General features: G+C 49.7%; 16 protein-coding genes. 14 read left to right on the top strand and 2 right to left on the bottom strand.

The window, feature by feature from the left end; translation table 11 throughout:
• Positions 1–808 precede the first annotated feature (808 nt).
• Positions 809–2,314, top strand: coding sequence for an L-arabinose isomerase (gene araA, locus ACQY6I_RS23720; RefSeq protein WP_428244093.1), 1,506 nt, complete (start codon positions 809–811; stop codon positions 2,312–2,314).
• 152 nt (positions 2,315–2,466) lie between these two features.
• Here araA and ACQY6I_RS23725 read toward each other — a convergent pair whose 3' ends face one another.
• On the bottom strand, positions 2,467–2,661 hold the full coding sequence (locus ACQY6I_RS23725; protein WP_428244095.1) for a hypothetical protein: 195 nt from the start codon (positions 2,659–2,661) through the stop codon (positions 2,467–2,469).
• A 54-nt stretch (positions 2,662–2,715) separates the two neighbouring features.
• Between ACQY6I_RS23725 and ACQY6I_RS23730 the strand changes: the two genes are divergently transcribed.
• From ACQY6I_RS23730 to ACQY6I_RS23770, 9 genes are all read left to right on the top strand, one after another.
• On the top strand, positions 2,716–3,462 hold the full coding sequence (locus ACQY6I_RS23730; RefSeq protein ID WP_428244096.1) for a sulfite exporter TauE/SafE family protein: 747 nt from the start codon (positions 2,716–2,718) through the stop codon (positions 3,460–3,462).
• A gap of 412 nt (positions 3,463–3,874) precedes the next feature.
• Positions 3,875–4,846 (top strand): TRAP transporter substrate-binding protein, encoded by a 972-nt coding sequence (locus ACQY6I_RS23735; RefSeq protein ID WP_428244097.1) that lies wholly within the window; start codon positions 3,875–3,877, stop codon positions 4,844–4,846.
• Positions 4,847–4,872: 26 nt separating this feature from the next.
• The gene (locus ACQY6I_RS23740) at positions 4,873–5,391 is read left to right on the top strand and encodes a TRAP transporter small permease (protein WP_428244098.1); all 519 of its coding nucleotides are present in this window, start codon (positions 4,873–4,875) and stop codon (positions 5,389–5,391) included.
• A gap of 5 nt (positions 5,392–5,396) precedes the next feature.
• Positions 5,397–6,707 carry a TRAP transporter large permease gene (locus tag ACQY6I_RS23745; protein WP_428244099.1) on the top strand — a complete coding sequence of 437 codons (1,311 nt, stop codon included), beginning with the start codon at positions 5,397–5,399 and terminating at the stop codon, positions 6,705–6,707.
• An 18-nt stretch (positions 6,708–6,725) separates the two neighbouring features.
• Positions 6,726–10,352, top strand: a complete 3,627-nt coding sequence (locus ACQY6I_RS23750; RefSeq protein WP_428244100.1) for a hydantoinase B/oxoprolinase family protein — start codon at positions 6,726–6,728, stop codon at positions 10,350–10,352.
• Between the two features lie 13 nt (positions 10,353–10,365).
• On the top strand, positions 10,366–10,869 hold the full coding sequence (locus ACQY6I_RS23755) for a winged helix DNA-binding protein (protein WP_428244101.1): 504 nt from the start codon (positions 10,366–10,368) through the stop codon (positions 10,867–10,869).
• A gap of 360 nt (positions 10,870–11,229) precedes the next feature.
• A complete protein-coding gene (locus tag ACQY6I_RS23760) occupies positions 11,230–11,826 on the top strand; it encodes a class I SAM-dependent methyltransferase (RefSeq protein WP_428244102.1) in 597 nt (198 codons plus the stop codon).
• Positions 11,827–11,839: 13 nt separating this feature from the next.
• Positions 11,840–12,205 carry a GFA family protein gene (locus tag ACQY6I_RS23765; protein WP_428244103.1) on the top strand — a complete coding sequence of 122 codons (366 nt, stop codon included), beginning with the start codon at positions 11,840–11,842 and terminating at the stop codon, positions 12,203–12,205.
• A 259-nt stretch (positions 12,206–12,464) separates the two neighbouring features.
• On the top strand, positions 12,465–13,019 hold the full coding sequence (locus ACQY6I_RS23770; protein WP_428244104.1) for a flavodoxin family protein: 555 nt from the start codon (positions 12,465–12,467) through the stop codon (positions 13,017–13,019).
• A 72-nt stretch (positions 13,020–13,091) separates the two neighbouring features.
• On the opposite strand, the gene ACQY6I_RS23775 is transcribed toward ACQY6I_RS23770, so the two are convergent.
• A complete protein-coding gene (locus ACQY6I_RS23775) occupies positions 13,092–13,676 on the bottom strand; it encodes a nitroreductase family protein (protein WP_428244105.1) in 585 nt (194 codons plus the stop codon).
• 244 nt (positions 13,677–13,920) lie between these two features.
• Between ACQY6I_RS23775 and ACQY6I_RS23780 the strand changes: the two genes are divergently transcribed.
• The 4 genes from ACQY6I_RS23780 to ACQY6I_RS23795 all read left to right on the top strand — a co-directional run bounded on the left by ACQY6I_RS23780 (position 13,921) and on the right by ACQY6I_RS23795 (position 18,576).
• Positions 13,921–14,241 carry a cupredoxin domain-containing protein gene (locus ACQY6I_RS23780; RefSeq protein WP_428244106.1) on the top strand — a complete coding sequence of 107 codons (321 nt, stop codon included), beginning with the start codon at positions 13,921–13,923 and terminating at the stop codon, positions 14,239–14,241.
• 12 nt (positions 14,242–14,253) lie between these two features.
• The gene (locus ACQY6I_RS23785) at positions 14,254–15,078 is read left to right on the top strand and encodes an FTR1 family iron permease (RefSeq protein ID WP_428244107.1); all 825 of its coding nucleotides are present in this window, start codon (positions 14,254–14,256) and stop codon (positions 15,076–15,078) included.
• A 331-nt stretch (positions 15,079–15,409) separates the two neighbouring features.
• Positions 15,410–16,774 (top strand): diguanylate cyclase, encoded by a 1,365-nt coding sequence (locus ACQY6I_RS23790; RefSeq protein WP_428244109.1) that lies wholly within the window; start codon positions 15,410–15,412, stop codon positions 16,772–16,774.
• 266 nt (positions 16,775–17,040) lie between these two features.
• Positions 17,041–18,576, top strand: coding sequence for a GumC family protein (locus ACQY6I_RS23795; RefSeq protein ID WP_428244110.1), 1,536 nt, complete (start codon positions 17,041–17,043; stop codon positions 18,574–18,576).
• The last annotated feature ends 11 nt before the right edge of the window (positions 18,577–18,587 follow it).

Consider the following 18,587-nt stretch of genomic DNA (forward strand, 5'->3'; position numbering starts at 1 on the left):
CCGAAGACTTCGTTAAAGGTACATACCTGAGCATCAGCCAAAGCATTCAACAACGGTCGCATACAACTTTGAAAGTCTGGCATCATAGTCGGTCTCGTAGTATCAATAGTCACAAACTAGATAACCAATGAGGTTTTTCAGGTATCTGGCGACAATAGGTAAATCCATGTTAATGCTCCAGTTTTACTCGCAGAACAGCTCCTGGATCATCAGCGTTAAGGGCAATAAATTGTTATTGACCAAGCGGTGGAAAGCATTAAATCGCGGATAGATGAGTCGTTATTCAGGAGACTCACCTATTGATTACATTATATCCATGTTATTAGCATGGAAAATATCCGTTTATAGGGTCAATCCGTACCCAGTATCTCACCAGTTCAACCTCTATCGAACGGGTGTATTTTGACTTGTACAACGAAGCATTAAACCTGTGATAGCAGATTATACGCGCCGAATGGTATCGTTGGATTTCGGTGGGACGATTCGGAGGTCAGCGAACGATTTTGACGTTATTTTCAGTCAGTCATTTACATAATTTCACCTTTAGACATCATTACTTGCTTTGTTTGCAATTTTTTCCATGGTGTTCGCCCGAATTCTCCATTCATTCCCGCACATAATTTAGTCACTATACTGCCAAATAATAAGTAGCCATGCCGCTCAGGCTGTGTTTTTTCACTCAATGAACATGTGCCGTTGGCAGGGAAATTATCCATGTCAATCTGGCTTGTGGCCTTAATGACGCATAATTGATTTTTTATAAAGACGTCTGTTTTCGACAGACACGTACACACCAGAGGTTTCTTCTATGAGCACGTCCCGACCTTCAAAAGCGGTATGGTTTGTTACCGGGTCACAGCATCTCTATGGCCCTAAAGTTCTTGAGCAGGTTGCTACCAACAGCGCCAGCATTGTTAATGACCTGAATGCAGCCGGGAATATTTCCACCCCCGTAGTTTACAAAGGCACGGTAAAAACCCCTGAAGAAATTCTGGGCGTGTGTCTGGAAGCCAATTCTGATCCAAGCTGTCTTGGCCTGGTACTGTGGATGCATACATTCTCACCAGCCAAAATGTGGATCGCTGGCCTGAAAGCATTGAACAAACCATGGATGCATTTACATACCCAGTTCAATGATGCGCTGCCATGGAATGAGATCGATATGGATTTCATGAACCTGAATCAGAGCGCCCACGGTTGCCGTGAGTTTGGTTTCATCGGTACCCGTCTGCGCGAAGAGCGCAAAATTGTTGTGGGTCACTGGAAAAATGCTGCGGTACAGGCTCAGATCGATGATTGGGTCCGCGCTGCCAGAGGCTGGAACGAAGGTCAGAACCTGAAAGTGGCCCGTTTCGGCGACAATATGCGCCAGGTGGCCGTAACTGAAGGCAATAAGGTTTCTGCGCAAATCCAGTTTGGTTATGAAGTGCATGCCTATGGTCTGGGCGATCTGTCTGACGTTGTAAACAGTGTGTCTGACAGCGATATCGCGCATCAATTGGATCTGTACGGTTCTGAATACGTCATTGCCCCTGAGCTGTTGAAAGACGAACATTCTCTGACAATGCTCAAAAATGAAGCTCGTCTGGAACTGGGTATGAAAAAGTTCCTCGAAGACGGCAACTTTGGTGCTTACACCAATACATTTGAAAACCTGACCGGTCTGTCAAGCCTGCCGGGCCTGGCCACTCAACGACTGATGAGCCAGGGTTATGGGTTCGGTGCTGAGGGTGACTGGAAAACAGCAGCTCTGCTGCGGATCATGAAAGTCATGTCTGAAGGCCGTAACGGTGGCAACTCCTTTATGGAAGATTACACCTATAACTTCGGGGCCAAAGATCAGGCTCTGGGTGCACACATGCTGGAAGTCTGTCCGTCTATCGCGGCAGAAAAACCACGCATCGAAGTACAGCGCCATACCATTGGCTGTAAAGCAGATATCGCCCGTCTGATCTTCAGTGCCAAAGCCGGCCCGGCTATTAACGTATCGCCGATCGATCTGGGTAATCGTTTCCGCATTCTGGTAAATGTGGTCGATACCGTTACCCCACCACAGGAACTGCCAAACCTGCCAGTCGCTCATGCGCTGTGGGAGCCAAGACCAAACCTGTCGGTAGCCGCCGCCGCATGGATCATTGCCGGTGGTGCACACCACACGGTATACAGCCAGAACCTGACCGTTGAAAACATTGCTGATTATGCCGAAATGGCAGGTGTTGAGATGGTGGTGATTGATGAAAACACCAGCATCCGCGAGTTCAAAAACGAGCTACGCCAGAACGCTGCTTACTATCACCTGTCACAGGGTTTGTAAGCCATTGTGTTACTCCTTTGGGAAATATTGGTTGTTTGAATAACGACGGTTTTCCCATTCTGAAGTGGGCATCATGCCCACTTTTTTTGCTGATTTCAGCCACCGCCAGCCATGAAAATCCCTTTTATTAACTTCCCCTGACACCAGTCGGGTTAAGAGTATTTAGCCTTCATATTGGCTATCCCCCAGAGCGTGTTTCCGGTATTGATGACCCGCTCCCCCTCTATGAGCAGGAATCTGGTGCTGCAATCCTGATCAGGTATCGATTGATCTCGACCATAACGGGCACGCACTGCCCGCTGTTCGTGGTCTGGAACAAGCTGTGCTCTGTGGTGCTTATCAGACAAGAGGATTTCTCTTAACATGTGAGCCGTTTTGTTGGGCCAATATAAGGAACCCAGTTGGATATTTCTTATCTGCATTTTTTTCTCGTTGCCATCCCAGTGGTGCTGCTCATCGGTATTTCCAAAGGCGGCTTTGGCGGTGGCCTTGGTGTCATGGGTGTACCGGCAATGACATTAATAATGGGTCCGGTTGAAGCAGCGGCTATTCTGCTACCGGTACTGTGTTTTATGGATATATTCGGGGTACAGAAGTTCTGGCGGAAATGGAATATGCAGGTGGCGAGATTACTGATACCCGCGGCCATAGTGGGGATCGTGCTCGGTACACTGACATTTGCGTATATGAATGAACAGGTACTGAAGTTGATTCTCGGTCTGCTGAGCCTGGCGTTTGTGGCCAACAGTCTGCTCAAACGTCATCAGGCCGCTTCCGCCGGTTCGCCTCTCGCCGGTGGCTTCTGGGGGGCAGTAACCGGCTATACCAGTTTTGTTGCCCATGCAGGGGGACCGCCGATCAATGTCTATCTGCTGCCTCTGCGATTACCGAAAACTGAGTACCTGGCCACCACGATTCTGCTCTTCGCGGTGATCAACTATGTCAAACTGATTCCCTATTATTTTCTCGGTCAATTACACGGCACCCGTCTGTTTGAATCTCTGATTCTGCTGCCATTCGCCTATATCGGCATTATTTTGGGTATTTTTCTGCATAGCCGGGTATCGGACAAACTGTTCTACCAATTGTGCTATGGGTTTCTGGCAGTGATCGGCACCAAACTGATTTATGACGGACTGGCCTCATAACAGCGCCGCCAATAACACACTAAATCGGGTACTGGTCATCTCTTTGACCATGCAGGACGACCACAGAGATGGCTTTTATCCATACCCGAATCTTCGCGCAGTATGGACACAGCCATCCCTGAAACAGCGATATCAGCCCTCCATTGCAGCCGCATCACGCCCATGATTGAGACAGGTAACATCGGGTCTGTATGTTCATCGTTTATGGTGCAGTATCGTAACTTCTGCACCGAAACAACCGCATCGCTTGGTCGTACCCTACCTGCTAATTATTCATAACTCTTTGATATCCAAACGACTTTTAATCAACTGCAGATTATTGGCTTATTGTTTGCTGTTTAAATACAAATCGCATCCAATTTGAATGCAAAACGCATAAAAATATATATGCCACTCGTAGAGGAGTCCCCCAATGAGAAACGTGATGAAACCATTGATAGCAGGCTTATTGGCAAGTTTGTCCTGTGTTTCGATAACCGCCACCAAATGGGACATGCCGACCCCTTACGGTGATGGCACCCACCATACTCAGAATATTCGCGAGTTTGCTGCCGAAGTTGCAGAGAAAACCAATGGCGAGTTAAACATTGTGGTGCATTCCGGTGCGTCGCTGATTAAACACCCGGAAATTCACCGGGCCGTTCGCTCTGGTCAGGTGCCTATTGGCGAGATCTTCATGGGATTGTTGGGTAACGACAACCCTATCTATCAGGTGGACAATATTCCATTTCTGGTGAGCAGTTTTGATGGTGCTCACACACTATGGCAGGTGACTCGTCCCGCAGTGGAAAAAAGCCTGCAGAAACAAGGACTGAAACTGTTGTTTTCTGTGCCATGGCCACCACAGGGTTTCTACACTAAAACCAGGATTGAAGACATCGGCGATCTCAAAGGCATAAAGATGCGCGCCTACAGCGCAACCACTTCGCGACTCGCGGAGCTGCTCGAAGCGTCGCCCACGACGGTACAAACACCGGAAATTCCACAGGCTTTCAGCACCGGCATTATCGACGCCATGATTACCTCACCCACCACCGGAGTATCCAGCCAGGCCTGGGATTACACCGCTTATTATCTCGACAGTCAGGCATGGATTCCAAAAAACATGGTGTTCGTTAATGCCCGAGCATTTGCCAGATTGCCGGAATCAGTACAAACAGCTGTCATGGAAGCCGCTACGGCAGCAGAAGCCCGTGGCTGGAAGATGGCGAAAGCAGAAACTGACACCAAAACCGCTGAACTGGCCAAAAACGGTATGACGGTTTATCAGCCATCAGCCAAATTTGCGTCTGACCTCGCGGCGATCGGCCAAATCATGGCCAATGAATGGGCACAGGAAATGGGTCCGAAAGGGCAGCAAATTCTGTCCGAACTGAAACCATAACCTTCGTATTGGCAGGCATATACATCATGTTGCAGAAGTCATTGGATGCGCTTTATAAAACAGGCATCGTCATCGCAGCAGTCAGTATGAGCAGTATCTGTCTGCTCATACTGGCGCAGATTGTGGGTCGCTGGTTTGGCCTGATCATCCCATCTTCCGAGGATTTTTCCGGCTATCTGCTGGCGGCCAGTCTGTTCTATGCACTGGCCTACAGTTATCGCCATAACAGTCATATTCGGGTGATATTTCTACTTGGGCGCCTGAATAGCGGCCAACGTTTATGGATGGAACGACTCAACCTGACACTATTACTGGTACTGATCAGTTATTGCACCTACGCCTTGGCAGCATTCTGTCTGGAAACTTATGAGTTTCACGATGTCAGCACCGGTTTTATTGCCATACCGCTGTGGATTCCACAAAGCTCCATGGTCATAGGCATGGCGCTGTTTTTCCTGGCAGTATTGCAAGACTGGTTCGGCATTCTATTTGGTCGCAAACCCAGTTTCCTGAACGCGGAAAACAATGGCAAAGGCAGCGAGTAAACCTTATGGATACCTTGCAAATTGCCATCATTCTGCTGATTGCCCTGTTTACCCTGCTGAGTCTGGGATTCTGGGTGGCAACCACCTTATTTTCCGTGGCTATTCTGGCACTGATACTGAACCAGCAAAGTGCTATCGATATGATTCTGGCCACCACTATCTGGAGCGGTTCTTCGAGCTGGACCATCAGTGCCTTACCATTGTTTATCTGGATGGGCGAAATTCTCTTTCGCACCCGGCTGTCGGAAGACTTATTCAAAGGCTTAAGCCCTTGGCTGGCGAAGCTGCCAGGAGGGCTGCTGCATGTGAACATTATCGGCTGTGGAATTTTTGCGGCTGTATCGGGTTCTTCCGCCGCTACCACTGCAACCATAGGCAAAATGAGTCTGCCGGAACTGCGCGCCCGTGGTTATGCCGAGAGCATGGCCATGGGTACTCTGGCAGGCTCCGGTACCCTTGGTTTTCTGATTCCGCCATCGATTATCCTGATCGTCTATGGCGTTTCTGCAGAGGTTTCCATCTCACGGCTGTTCATGGCCGGTGCCCTGCCCGGGCTTATGCTGATTGGCTTGTTTATGTCCTATGTGGTGATCTGGTCATTGCTGAACCCGAGTAAATTGCCACGGGAAAACACCTCCATGACCTTGGTCGAGAAACTTCGCCATACCCGGCAATTGTTTCCCATCCTATCGCTGATTGCTTTTGTCATTGGTTCCATTTACCTGGGCTGGGCCACTGCGACCGAAGCCGCAACCCTTGGAGTGGTCGGTTCTCTGGCGTTGGCCTGGTGCACCGGTAGCCTAAGCTGGGATATGTTTAAGACCAGTCTGATCGGTGCCGCCTGCATGTCGGCGATGATCCTGCTGATCCTTGCCGGTGCCAACCTGCTGACAGTGGCCATGGGGTTTCTGCGCCTTCCTGCCATGCTTGCCGAATGGGTGGTCAACCTGCACCTCAGTGCCGGTTGGCTACTGATCGCACTGACGGTGCTCTTTGCAATATTGGGTTGTTTTCTGGATGGCATTTCCGTGGTGGTACTGACCACATCTGTCATTCTGCCATTAGTGGAAGCATCCGGTATCAACCTGCTGTGGTTTGGCATTTACCTGGTGCTGGTGGTGGAAATGTCACAGATCACCCCCCCGGTAGGTTTCAACCTGTTTGTCATTCAATCACTGAGTGGGCGCGATATTTTCAAAATTGCCGGTTATGCGCTGCCGTTTTTCTCCATCCTGGTGCTGGCCATTCTGTTACTGACCTGCTTTCCTGACATTGTGTTGTGGCTGCCTGGCCTTCTGACTCAACACGCTCATTAATATGGACTTGAATTAATTATGACTTCTTCACCTAACACTGGCTCTCTTTGGTCCTTCTGGGTAGATCGCGGCGGCACGTTTACTGACATCGTCGCGCGCCGGCCCGATGGTGAACTGCTGACCCATAAACTGCTGTCTGAGAATCCCAGCCAGTACGATGACGCGGTGGTCTACGGCATGAGGACATTAATGAAACTCGAAAAAGATCAGCCTGTGCCGACCCATCTGATCGAGGAAATTAAAATGGGCACGACCGTGGCCACCAATGCGCTGCTGGAACACAAAGGCGAGGACACCCTGTTGATCACCACCAAGGGGTTTGCCGATGTGCTGCGTATCGGTTACCAGTCGCGTCCGGATCTGTTTGCGATTGATATCAAGCTACCACAAATGATTTATCGCCAAGTGCTGGAGGTGGATGAACGCATCAGTGCAGCCGGGGAGGTGTTGGTTGCCCCACATCTTGATGTGGTTCGTACTGGTCTGCAACAAGCCTTCGATCAGGGATTTCGTTCCTGTGCCATTGCCTTTATGCACAGTTATCAATACCCCGACCATGAACGCAAAGTAGCAGACCTGGCCCGTGTGATTGGCTTCACCCAGGTGTCTGTCAGTTCGGAGCTGAGTCCGCTCATGAAGATAGTCAGCCGAGGTGATACCGCTGTGGTGGACGCCTACCTGTCGCCCATCCTGCGTCGCTATGTGCATCAGGTCGCCAGTCAGCTTGGCAGTTTTGCGGATGAGCCGGGTAGGCTGATGTTCATGCAATCCAACGGCGGGTTGACCGACGCCCGGATATTCAATGGCAAAGATGCCATTTTGTCCGGTCCTGCCGGAGGGGTGGTGGGAATGGTCCAAACGGCAGCGTCCGCCGGCTTCGACCGTCTGATCGGTTTTGATATGGGCGGTACCTCGACCGATGTGTGCCACTATCAAGGTGAATATGAGCGCAGTTTTGAAACCGAAGTGGCTGGTTTCCGTCTGCAAACACCGATGATGTCCATCCATACCGTCGCCGCCGGGGGCGGCTCAGTGCTGAGCTTTGACGGCAGTCGCTTGCGCGTGGGGCCGGATTCGGCCGGTGCATTCCCTGGCCCGGCCTGCTATCGCAATGGCGGACCGTTAACCGTGACCGACTGCAATGTCATGCTCGGGAAACTGCAACCATCCTATTTCCCCAGCGTGTTTGGACCCAAAGGCAATGAGCCAATCGATGTCGCCGTGGTAGTGGAGAAGTTCCAGCAGCTGAGTGATGAAATCAATGCCCGGAGTCACAGTCAGCTAACCCCGTTACAGGTGGCTGAAGGCTTCCTGACCATCGCGGTGGAAAACATGGCCAATGCCATTAAGCACATTTCCACCCAGCGTGGTTACGACGTCCAGAACTATACTTTGTGCTGCTTCGGTGGTGCCGGCGGCCAGCACGCCTGTCTGGTGGCCGACGCGCTCGGGATGAAACGGGTATTCCTGCATCCATATTCAGGCGTGTTGTCTGCATTTGGTATGGGACTCGCAGATGTCCGTGAGGTTAACGAGCAGGCCGTCGAACAGGCGCTGACATCGGATACCCTGCAGCAATTGCAGGCAATCATTGGCAAACTGAGGGACCTGGGACAGAAAACACTGAATCTTCAACGCATCAGTAATGACAAAATCAACACTATCATACGGGTGCATTTGAAGTATGCCGGTTCAGATACCAGCTTGTTGGTTCCCTACGGTAGTCTTGATGAAATCCGTGCCGCATTCGAACAACAGCACCAGCAACGCTTTGGCTTTATCGCCACTGACAAGACCCTGATTATCGAAGCAATACAGGTGGAAACCGTTGGCGGCGGCAGTTCAGAACTCAGAGCCAGCGTACCTCTGGCGGGTGATACCTTACCTGAAACCGACCATCATTCCCTGACCACTGCCGGTCAGAGTCATCAGGCACCGTTTTATCGGCGCGAAGAAATCCCGGCCGGTGTGGCAATCAAAGGCCCAGCGGTCATTATTGAAGCCAATAGTACGGTTGTCATTGAGCCCGGCTGGCAGGGTTATATCAGTGCTCATAACGATATCATTCTGGAACGGGTCGAAGCCTTACAAACCCAGGCGTCTATCGGCACTGAAGCAGATCCGATCATGCTGGAGATTTTCAATAATCTGTACATGCACATAGCCGAACAGATGGGTCTGGTACTGCAGAATACTGCGGTCTCGGTCAACATCAAGGAACGGCTGGATTTCTCCTGCGCGATTTTCGATCAGGATGGTGAACTGGTGGCCAATGCCCCCCATATGCCCGTACACCTGGGCTCCATGAGCCATAGCATCAAAACAATTATCACCCGGAACCAGGGGCAGATACGTCCGGGCGATGTCTATATGCTCAACGACCCCTACCATGGTGGCACTCATTTGCCGGATATCACGGTGATCAAACCGGTCTTCAATGACGCTCAAACTGAGATCTGTTTCTATGTTGCCTCACGTGGTCACCACGCCGATGTCGGCGGTATTACGCCCGGTTCCATGCCATCAGATTCCAGTCACATCGATCAGGAAGGTGTGCTGCTGGACAACATCAAAATCGTCGATCAGGGCCGGTTCTGCGAACAAACCATCAGAACATTGCTGCTGAGCGGTCCCTATCCGGTGCGTAATGTGGACTACAATATTGCCGACCTTAGAGCCCAGGTGGCTGCCTGTGAAGCCGGTACCCATGCGCTGCACGGTATCGTCAAACAATATGGCCTCAATGTGGTTCAGGCCTATATGAAACACGTACAGGAAAACGCTGAGGAATGTGTTCGGCAGGTAATTGAAGTATTGTCCGATGGTGAGTTCAGTTATGAAATGGATGATGGCAGCCGGGTACAGGTGCGCATACAGGTCGACAGAGAAAACCGCACCGCCCATGTCGACTTCACCGGGACCAGTGCCCAGCATGAACAGAATTACAACGCTCCACTGGCAGTGACACATGCGGCGGTCTTATATGTGTTCCGCTGTTTGGTGAACGATCAGATTCCTCTGAATGGCGGCTGCCTGCGGCCACTGAACATTACCGTACCTGAAGCCTGTCTGCTCAACCCTCAGTACCCTGCCGCAGTCGTGGCCGGTAACGTTGAGGTGTCACAGGTCGTCGTGGACACCTTGTTTGGTGCTCTGCGGATTGCCGCGGCATCTCAAGGCACCATGAACAATGTCACCTGGGGCAACAGCCAGTATCAATACTATGAAACCTTGTGCGGTGGCAGTGGTGCAACCCGCAGCAATCATGGTGTCAGCGCCGTACACACGCATATGACCAATTCCCGGCTGACGGATCCGGAGGTGCTGGAGTGGCGCTTCCCTGTCCGGCTTGAGGAGTTCTCCATCCGCCACCATTCCGGGGGGCGGGGCCAGCATTTCGGCGGTGACGGGGTGATCCGTAAGACTCGTTTCCTCGAAACCATGGATGTGAGTATTCTATCCAATCGACGTAAAATCCCCCCTTATGGACTCGCCGGCGGTGAATCTGGCCAGGTGGGTCAAAATGGTATTATCAGAACCGATGGCCGCCAGGAAGTACTCAGCGCGAAAGCCAGTGTCCAGCTGCAGGCGGGCGACCTGCTCGTCATAGCCACTCCCGGGGGTGGCGGTTTTGGTCAATCATAAAGAGAGCGGATATATGCCAAAAACTTCAATTGTTTCCTCCAGCCATCTGAGCCAAAGCGCAACCGAACTCAGCGAATTCGAGTACGCGCTCATCATGGTCAACAATGCCTTTTCGCGTTGGTTGATACACTGCATGGCCGCTGCCGGGAACAAGGAACTCAGTCCCATCGATATTCTGATTTTGCATAATGTGCACCATCGGCAACGACCAAAACGTATTGCCGATATCTGTTTTGTGTTGAACATTGACGACACCCATACCGTGTCTTATTCCCTACGTAAACTGGCTAAATTCGGTCTGGTTGAAAGCCAGAAAGTCGGTAAGGAAACGTTCTACAACACCAGTGAAAGCGGTGCTGATGTGTGCCTGAAATACCGGGATGTACGCAAGGATTGTCTGGTGGATTCGCTCACAACACTGGGGATCAGTGAGGATGAGCTTGGCAACATGGCCAAACTGCTACGCACCATGTCAGGGGTGTATGATCAGTCCGCCCGGGCAGCGGCATCTTTTTAAATAGACGTCGGGGTATGGGCATGATCGGTCGACACGGGCTATCTTCGGATCTCCGACGGTCAGGAGATATCTGCTCGTTGGCTACAATATCTGGTCAAAGAAAAGGCCTGTCAGCGTCAGTCAGGCCTTCTGCACTGTGATAAGCTGTGATGCTGTCCGGAGGGCCTGGATGTCGTCGACCCCAGATTCACTCCATACCCGCAATAAGCCGCATTACTGGAACAACACAATGATTCCATCGTCGACTGTCCTGGCGATTGGCGTAGCGGTAAATTTGCACAGATCATGACAACCTGGCGGGTCATAGTGGCCCGAACCCGATCATCCTTATGAACATCGTCTCACACTCGGAGTACATTTATGTGGAATCAACGTTTTGCCGCTGATCATTATATTTACGGCACGGAACCCAACGATTTTCTGCGCCATCATTTTCAAGCCATACCGAAGGGTCACGTTTTGTGCCTGGCGGAAGGCGAGGGCCGCAATGCGGTTTTTCTGGCCCAGCAGGGTTATCAGGTTACGGCGGTAGACAGTTCGGATGTCGGCCTGGAAAAAGCCCGAAACCTGGCCGCCGAGCGCAATGTCAGTATTACCACCATCCATGCAGATCTGGCCGATTTTGATCTCGGCACCGCCCGCTGGGACGGCATTGTGTCGATCTTCGGTCATCTGCCATCACAACTGCGGGGTAAGGTTTATCAACAGGCTGTCAACGCTTTGAAACCTAAAGGTGTTTTACTGCTTGAAGGGTATGCAGTAGCACAGCTGAATAATCAGACCGGAGGTCCAAAGGATGAAGATATGCTGTTGTCCATCACGGCATTGCAGCAGGAACTGCACGGATTACATTTCTCCCACCTGGAAGAACTGGAACGGGAAGTGCTCGAAGGAACACTGCATACTGGAAAAGCAGCGGTTATCCAGGTAATCGCACATCGGCCAGCAGCAAACTGAGGAAATAGAAGCAATGACTCTGACCTGTACCTGCCACTGCGGCAATGTGGAAATCACCCTTCCCCAACTTCCAGAAACCGCAGTCAGCTGTAACTGTTCAATATGCCGGCGACTGGGCACCTGGTGGACCAAGTATGAAAAGGCAGACGTCAGCATTGTTTTCAACAAACAACCCAGTGTCGGTTATATCTGGGGAGATCGCTGCATTGAGTTTCAACACTGTCCCATCTGCGCCAGTGTAACGCACTATACTGGTACCAGCGATTATCCCAGCACTCAAGTCGCCATCAACGCCCGGATGCTATCTTTGCCCGAGCAGCAGAACATCCACATCCGGCATTTTGATGGCGCTGACAGCTGGACCTTCCTGGACGAATGATCCGGTATTGTTCCGCCCCCGTTAGATCGGGTGCGCCGCTCTCATAAACCTGAGGGAACCTCTGAAAAATAGGCCATTTTTCAGAGGTTCCCTTACGCACCCAACAGATCAGAAGACAATTAATTCCCAAAAGGCTGTTGTTTTGGCCTCCACATTATCTGCTTGTCGCCTTACTATACAATCATTACTATGGCATTGTTTTGGAACAACCCCTCACCCGATTCTGTATAAAACAGGGTCATAAAACTGGAGTTCGAACATGTCGAATACTGTTGTAATTTATTATTCAGGTTATGGGCACACCCGTCGTGCGGCAGAATACGTTGCCGAAGGCGCCAAGGCGGAATTAATCGAGATAGACGCGAACGGAGATATCACTGACGCAGCCTGGGAAAAACTGGACGCTGCCGACGCAATCATCTTCGGCTCACCCACGTACATGGGTTCCGTTGCATGGCAATTCAAGAAATTCGCCGATGCCACTTCCAAAGTCTGGTTTACCCGTGGCTGGCAGGACAAAGTGTTTGGTGGCTTTACCAACAGTGCCAGCCTCAATGGCGACAAACAGGTCACCCTGATTTTCATGCAAACCCTGGCTTCCCAGCATGGCGGTATCTGGGTCAGTCTGGGCCTGGCCCCGGCCAATACCTTTGAAGCCACTCGCAATGATGTGAATAACCTGGGTGGTTCTTTGGGAGCTCTGGTACAGTCTCCGTCTGACCGTGGAGCAGAAGATACAGCGGCCGGCGACCTGGAAACCGCACGTCTTTATGGTGCCCGGGTCACAGAGATTGCCGCCCGCCTGAACAGCTGATTACCCTCTGATAATGTTCAGCACGGTCAGTGCCAGGAAATGGCACTGACTGACTTCCATACTCCGAATACGTTAAAAACCACCTTTCAACACGAGCTCACTTAAGGTTTTTCGCTGACGTTCCCGCTGATCACGCTGAGCAAAGGTTTCTGCCACATCTGTCGGTGCACCAAGATAGCCGACAGCCATCCCAGTCAACGGCTCCAGAGTTCCAGAGATACCAAATACCTGTCTGGCTTTATCAGGATCAATGCCAATCATCTGATGCACATACAGCCCCCGTGCGGTCGCCTCCAGGGTCAGATAAGCCGACGCGGCACCGAGGTCATGCTGGGCAGCTTTATTATTCTGACCATTGTGTTCAAAGGTATGTTCAGTCAGGCCCAATATCAGCACAGGCGCATTACCTGCCCAGGGCTGATTTCCTTCCAGCAACACGCTGTAAATCTGCTGCCAGACTTCCGGGCTGCGCTCTTTGACTCCCACGATATAACGCCAGGGTTGGGCATTGTAGGACGACATCGTCCAACGGGCTGCTTCAAACAGTGCCGTCAGGTCGTCTTGACTGACGGTTTTGTTGGGATCAAATGCATAAGGGCTTTTGCGCCGGGTTAATAATTCATGGATAGAAACATCGGTTGGATTGATTACACTCATCAGTTACCTCCACAGTGGGCCATACTTTCAAAAATCAGATCATCTGCGGACCAGCGGGATTTGTTACCCTGAAAACAATTATCAATCGACCTGCTATACCCGACAGACTCGTTTAGGTGTCCGCCACTCTGCCCGGTTTACTACATCATGCCCAGCCAGGTCGTTAAAAATCCGTGTAAAAATTTGCCGCAGCCTGCCAACACGATTATGATAATCATTATTGATAAACAACTCGGGGCCCTCCATGCGAGTATTTTTGACAGCTGCCTTATTTGCTCTCAGCACCACAGCAATGGCAGACACACTGGTCTATAACATTACGATTAAAGACCATGTTTTTTCACCTTCTGAAATTACCATCCCAGCCAATCAACGGGTCAAGTTCATCATTGAAAATCAGGATGTCACACCCGAAGAGTTTGAGGGACTGAACTTCGATGTCGAGAAGATCATCCCTGGAAAGACCAAGTCAACGGTCTTTGTTGGACCATTCGCAGCCGGTACCTATAACTTTATGGGTGAGTTCAACGCCGATACGGCGAAAGGCCAGATCATTGTGGAGTAACAAATGATAAGCATGGCAATCATCGTTTTTCGCGAGGTACTTGAAGCGGCACTCATCATAACCATATTGATGGCTGCTACCCGCGGGATTCTAAATCGAGGGCGCTGGATAAGCGGTGGGGTTGCCGGTGGGGTTATCGGTGCAATTGTGGTTGCCTTGTTCATGGGCGCGATCGCAAATTCATTTGAAGGCGTGGGTCAGGAAATTTTTAATGCGACCATCCTGTTAACGGCGGTGTGCATGCTTGCCTGGCATAACATCTGGATGGCCAGCCATGCCAAAGAGCTGACCACAAATCTTAAACAAGTCAGTCACAAGATTAATGAGGGTACACTGCCACTGTATTCTCTCGCCATTGCTTCCGGCCTGGCAGTACTGCGAGAGGGCTCTGAGGTAGTACTGTTTCTCTATGGTATTGCCGCTGGTGGCAGCTCCAATCTGGAGATGTTTTCAGGTGGTATAGCCGGCTTGTTCATTGGCGCAACAACCGGCGTGTTGCTGTACTTCGGAATGCTTCGCATTCCACCCCAATGGCTATTCAAAACGACCAGTTGGCTAATCCTGCTAATGGCTTGCGGCCTCGCATCTTCGGCAGCGGGATATCTTAGTCAGGCCGGGGTCCTGCCAAGCCAGATTCCACTGTGGAGTTCTGATGGTCTGTTATCTGAAAAATCCATCCTCGGAGAACTGTTGCATATACTCATCGGCTACGAGTCGCGGCCTACTGCCCTGCAACTGTCCTTCTATCTGGGAACATTGGTAGTGATTTCCTGCGGAATGATCTGGGTAAACAGATCCGGAACAGTCGAGCATCAGACTAGGTCTACGGGGATCTGACCTCAGCAGAAAGATAGCAGGGCAATTATCAGCCCTGCTGTAATCAATCTCCCACCTGTCCAAGTACCCGCCATTGAAACCGGGCGGTACAAACAATAAATACCACCAACAGTACCAATTTATGGTTCTCTGATGTAGCCTTACTCGGCTTTACAATGACTGCTTATCGGGTACTGGGTCACACCGTTGTACTTAAAAACTCCGTTATTTGAGGCTTTTTTAAACTACTTAAAAGAAATTCTGTTTAGATAGAGTTATCGTAGTAATATCTGATGTTGTTTTTCACGTCAGAACCATAAAGGACTATTACCATCTCTCCTAAGTTACTTGTATGACAATCAGGATAAAAACAAAGCTATTCATCAGTCATTTTCTAGCGATTATTTTCGTTTCCGGAAGCATCGGCAGTTACTTTTATCAAAGCGCAATCGATAACCTCAAAGAAAGCCTGCGCTCCCGGCTGATGTACAGCGCCGCACTATTAAGTAATAACTTCAATTCTGAAGAACTGGAACTGTTACAGGCAGCCTCTGACACTGAACGCCCTGAGTATCAAAAAAATATTCAGTATTTAAGACAGCTGACGGCTTCAAATCCTGATATCGCATTTATATATGTCATGCGCCTCGATGATGGGGTACCTAAGTTTGTCATCGATTCGGACCCGGAAAAGCCCGCCGCTCCGGGTGAAATCTATAACCAGACGATTCCCGAATTGATGGAAGGCTTTCAAAATGTCAGCGTCGATAAACAAATTACCGTGGACAAATGGGGAAGCTTTCTGTCCGGTTATGCTCCCATCAGAAGTCGAACACATCCATATCTTATTGGAATTGACATGCGTGCCGATGAGGTCCAGGTCAAACTGGCAGACTTGAAGCAGAAAGCAGTGCTGTCATTGATTGTTTCTTTTATTTTTGCCTACGCGTTCAGCATGTTTTTGTCCAAAAATCTGGTCAAACGTATGGATGTCCTTTATCAGCGCTGCATTAAGGAAGGCGCACTAAAAGAGAACATCAAAATGGAAAAGGGGGACGAACTTGATCAACTCTCAAACACCTTCGAGTACATGATCGAACACATGCAACACACTCAGAATGATCTCGAAACTCTGGTCGAGTCACGCACCTGGGCCCTGCAGAACGCCAATCAGGAACTGGAGCTCGAAATTGCCGAGCGAAAAAAAGCCGAAGCGGCTCTTAAGATTGCAGCCCGTACCGATTATCTGACCGGTTTGATCAATCGTCGGGAAATGGTCGAAATGTTGCACCGGGCTGTTGATGATTATTCACGTTTTCAACGGCATTTTTCAGTTGTGCTGGTTGATATGGACAATTTCAAGAACATCAATGACAGCTTTGGTCATGATGTCGGTGATGAAGTGCTCAAGGCCATTGCGGAAAAAATGCAAAGCCTGTTACGCACCCAGGACACAATTGCTCGCTGGGGAGGCGAAGAACTGTTGATACTTATGCCAGATTTCAAACGCGAAGAGGCAATGCAACAAGCTGAGCGTATTCGTGTTCATCTTGAATTATCAACTTTTCAGGCTCGACAATTTGCACTTCAGGTGACCGCCAGTTTCGGCGTTGCTGAGTTCGATGCGACCCAGGAAATTGATGCTACACTGAAGCGAGCGGATATCGCTCTGTATAAAGGCAAGGAAAAAGGCAGAAATTGTGTCGAAAGCGCATAACGGTTTTCACCGCTGAGCTGCCAGGGAGACAACATTGGTATTTGATACCGACAATCAGATCAGTAGATGGTTCAACAGGAAGGTAAGCACCTGTGGCTGAGCATTTGTCATGAAACAGTATTAGTGTTAATTGATATTCAGATTGTCCTGTTAATCAAAGATTTTTGTGTATTAAAATTTGCGATTGAGATAGCAAGTTTCAATAAATCTGCTTGAAATCACCTGTTTTAATTAAATTTGATTCCACCTTAGATAGATTTGACTGTATGGAAGAGCTGGCTCAACAACCTTTAAATATTCAAAACTACATAGCCGCACTACGGCGTTATAAATGGTATGTGGCCATTGCTATTATCATTTTTACCACCATTTCCGTCGCCGTTGCACTCATCATTCCCCCTATTTATAAATCTGAGGGTCTGGTGCTGGTTGAAACTCAACAGATACCGGATAAGTTAATTCAATCGACCATTGAGGTCAGTGCGGCTGAACAGATAGAAATCATTCGTCAGCGCGTCATGACCAGAGATCAGCTGCTGGAAGTCGGCCGGCACATGCCAACGCTGAAAGCCATTGAAGATCGGTATGGTAGCAGTACGCTGTTAAAACAGATCCGCGATAACCTCTATGTTAAGCCTATCCGTGAGCGTTCTGGTCGCGCTACCGTAACCATTGCGTTCAAACTTGGATTTATTTCCGAGAATCCTGCATTGGCTCAAAAGGTTGCTGAAAACCTGATTAATCTGTTTCTCAAGGAAAACGTCAAAGCCCGCACCGAACGAGCCTCTCAGACGACTGCATTTCTTGAACAGGAAGCCTCAAAGCTAAAAAAACGCCTCGATACAACTGAGCAGTCTATCGCCAAATTCAAACAAGCCAACCAGGATGCACTGCCAGAACATTTGCAATTGTACAGCTCTTCTCTGGCCCGCGAAGAATCAACCGCTCTCGACCTGAAACGCCAGATTGAAAGTATCAAAGGTGAAATTGAATTTCTGAACTTACAGCAGAGTGACAGTGGCCAGAATAGCCCCGAGCAGATACGGTTGGCAGAACTAAAGGATCAATATAAACGTCTGAGTATAATTTATCAGCCAGCCCACCCGGACCTGATCGCGATCAAAGACGAAATTGATTATCTTGAACATGGGGGAACGCTGTCAGATTCAGGGTCGACTTCGTTTGAGCAGTCATCTCAGAAAGCACTCCAGGAGAAAATCAACGCTAAAAATGAAGAGCTCAAACTGGTTCAGGAACAGTTGAGAACGACCAATATCAGAATTTCCAGCCTGGAAGCCAAGATCATCAAAATTCCTCAGGTGGAACGGGAGTTGATATCTCTGAATCGCGATTATGACACTATTAACTCCCAGTACTCCAAACTGGTGTCAGACACGATGCAGGCGCAAATGGCAGAGAGCCTGGAACAGGGCTCAAAAGCAGAAAGGTTTACCCTGATTGATGCACCGAGCATACCAACAGAAGCATTTGCACCAAATCGCAAAAAAGTCCTCGCAATGGGTCTGGTAGGGTCTTTCGGAGTACCTCTGGGCATTATTCTGTTGATTGGATTTTTGGATAAAAGCATCCGTGGCACCGAGACTTTGGAAGCAACTCTTGGATTTCCACCACTCATTGCCATCCCATATATACATACCGACGCAGAACGACAGCGAACCAAACGGCACAACCTATTCATGATAGGAGGCTTGGTAGTGATCGCCGCACTCGCGGCAATGACGATACACCTCACTTATATGCCATTGGATTTATTACTGACTAAAGTAGTACAACGTTTTTAGTGGAGCATTGA

The sequence above is a fragment of the Gynuella sp. genome, assembly GCF_050297175.1.
Taxonomy (GTDB): domain Bacteria; phylum Pseudomonadota; class Gammaproteobacteria; order Pseudomonadales; family Natronospirillaceae; genus Gynuella.

Coding starts and splice junctions, on each gene's coding strand:
- ACQY6I_RS23765 (WP_428244103.1), top strand. CDS start 11,840: ATGACTCTGACCTGTACCTGCCACTGCGGCAATGTGGAAATCACCCTT.
- ACQY6I_RS23755 (WP_428244101.1), top strand. CDS start 10,366: ATGCCAAAAACTTCAATTGTTTCCTCCAGCCATCTGAGCCAAAGCGCA.
- ACQY6I_RS23750 (WP_428244100.1), top strand. CDS start 6,726: ATGACTTCTTCACCTAACACTGGCTCTCTTTGGTCCTTCTGGGTAGAT.
- ACQY6I_RS23745 (WP_428244099.1), top strand. CDS start 5,397: ATGGATACCTTGCAAATTGCCATCATTCTGCTGATTGCCCTGTTTACC.
- ACQY6I_RS23735 (WP_428244097.1), top strand. CDS start 3,875: ATGAGAAACGTGATGAAACCATTGATAGCAGGCTTATTGGCAAGTTTG.
- ACQY6I_RS23740 (WP_428244098.1), top strand. CDS start 4,873: ATGTTGCAGAAGTCATTGGATGCGCTTTATAAAACAGGCATCGTCATC.
- ACQY6I_RS23775 (WP_428244105.1), bottom strand. CDS start 13,676: ATGAGTGTAATCAATCCAACCGATGTTTCTATCCATGAATTATTAACC.
- ACQY6I_RS23790 (WP_428244109.1), top strand. CDS start 15,410: ATGACAATCAGGATAAAAACAAAGCTATTCATCAGTCATTTTCTAGCG.
- araA (WP_428244093.1), top strand. CDS start 809: ATGAGCACGTCCCGACCTTCAAAAGCGGTATGGTTTGTTACCGGGTCA.
- ACQY6I_RS23780 (WP_428244106.1), top strand. CDS start 13,921: ATGCGAGTATTTTTGACAGCTGCCTTATTTGCTCTCAGCACCACAGCA.
- ACQY6I_RS23795 (WP_428244110.1), top strand. CDS start 17,041: ATGGAAGAGCTGGCTCAACAACCTTTAAATATTCAAAACTACATAGCC.
- ACQY6I_RS23770 (WP_428244104.1), top strand. CDS start 12,465: ATGTCGAATACTGTTGTAATTTATTATTCAGGTTATGGGCACACCCGT.
- ACQY6I_RS23760 (WP_428244102.1), top strand. CDS start 11,230: ATGTGGAATCAACGTTTTGCCGCTGATCATTATATTTACGGCACGGAA.
- ACQY6I_RS23785 (WP_428244107.1), top strand. CDS start 14,254: ATGGCAATCATCGTTTTTCGCGAGGTACTTGAAGCGGCACTCATCATA.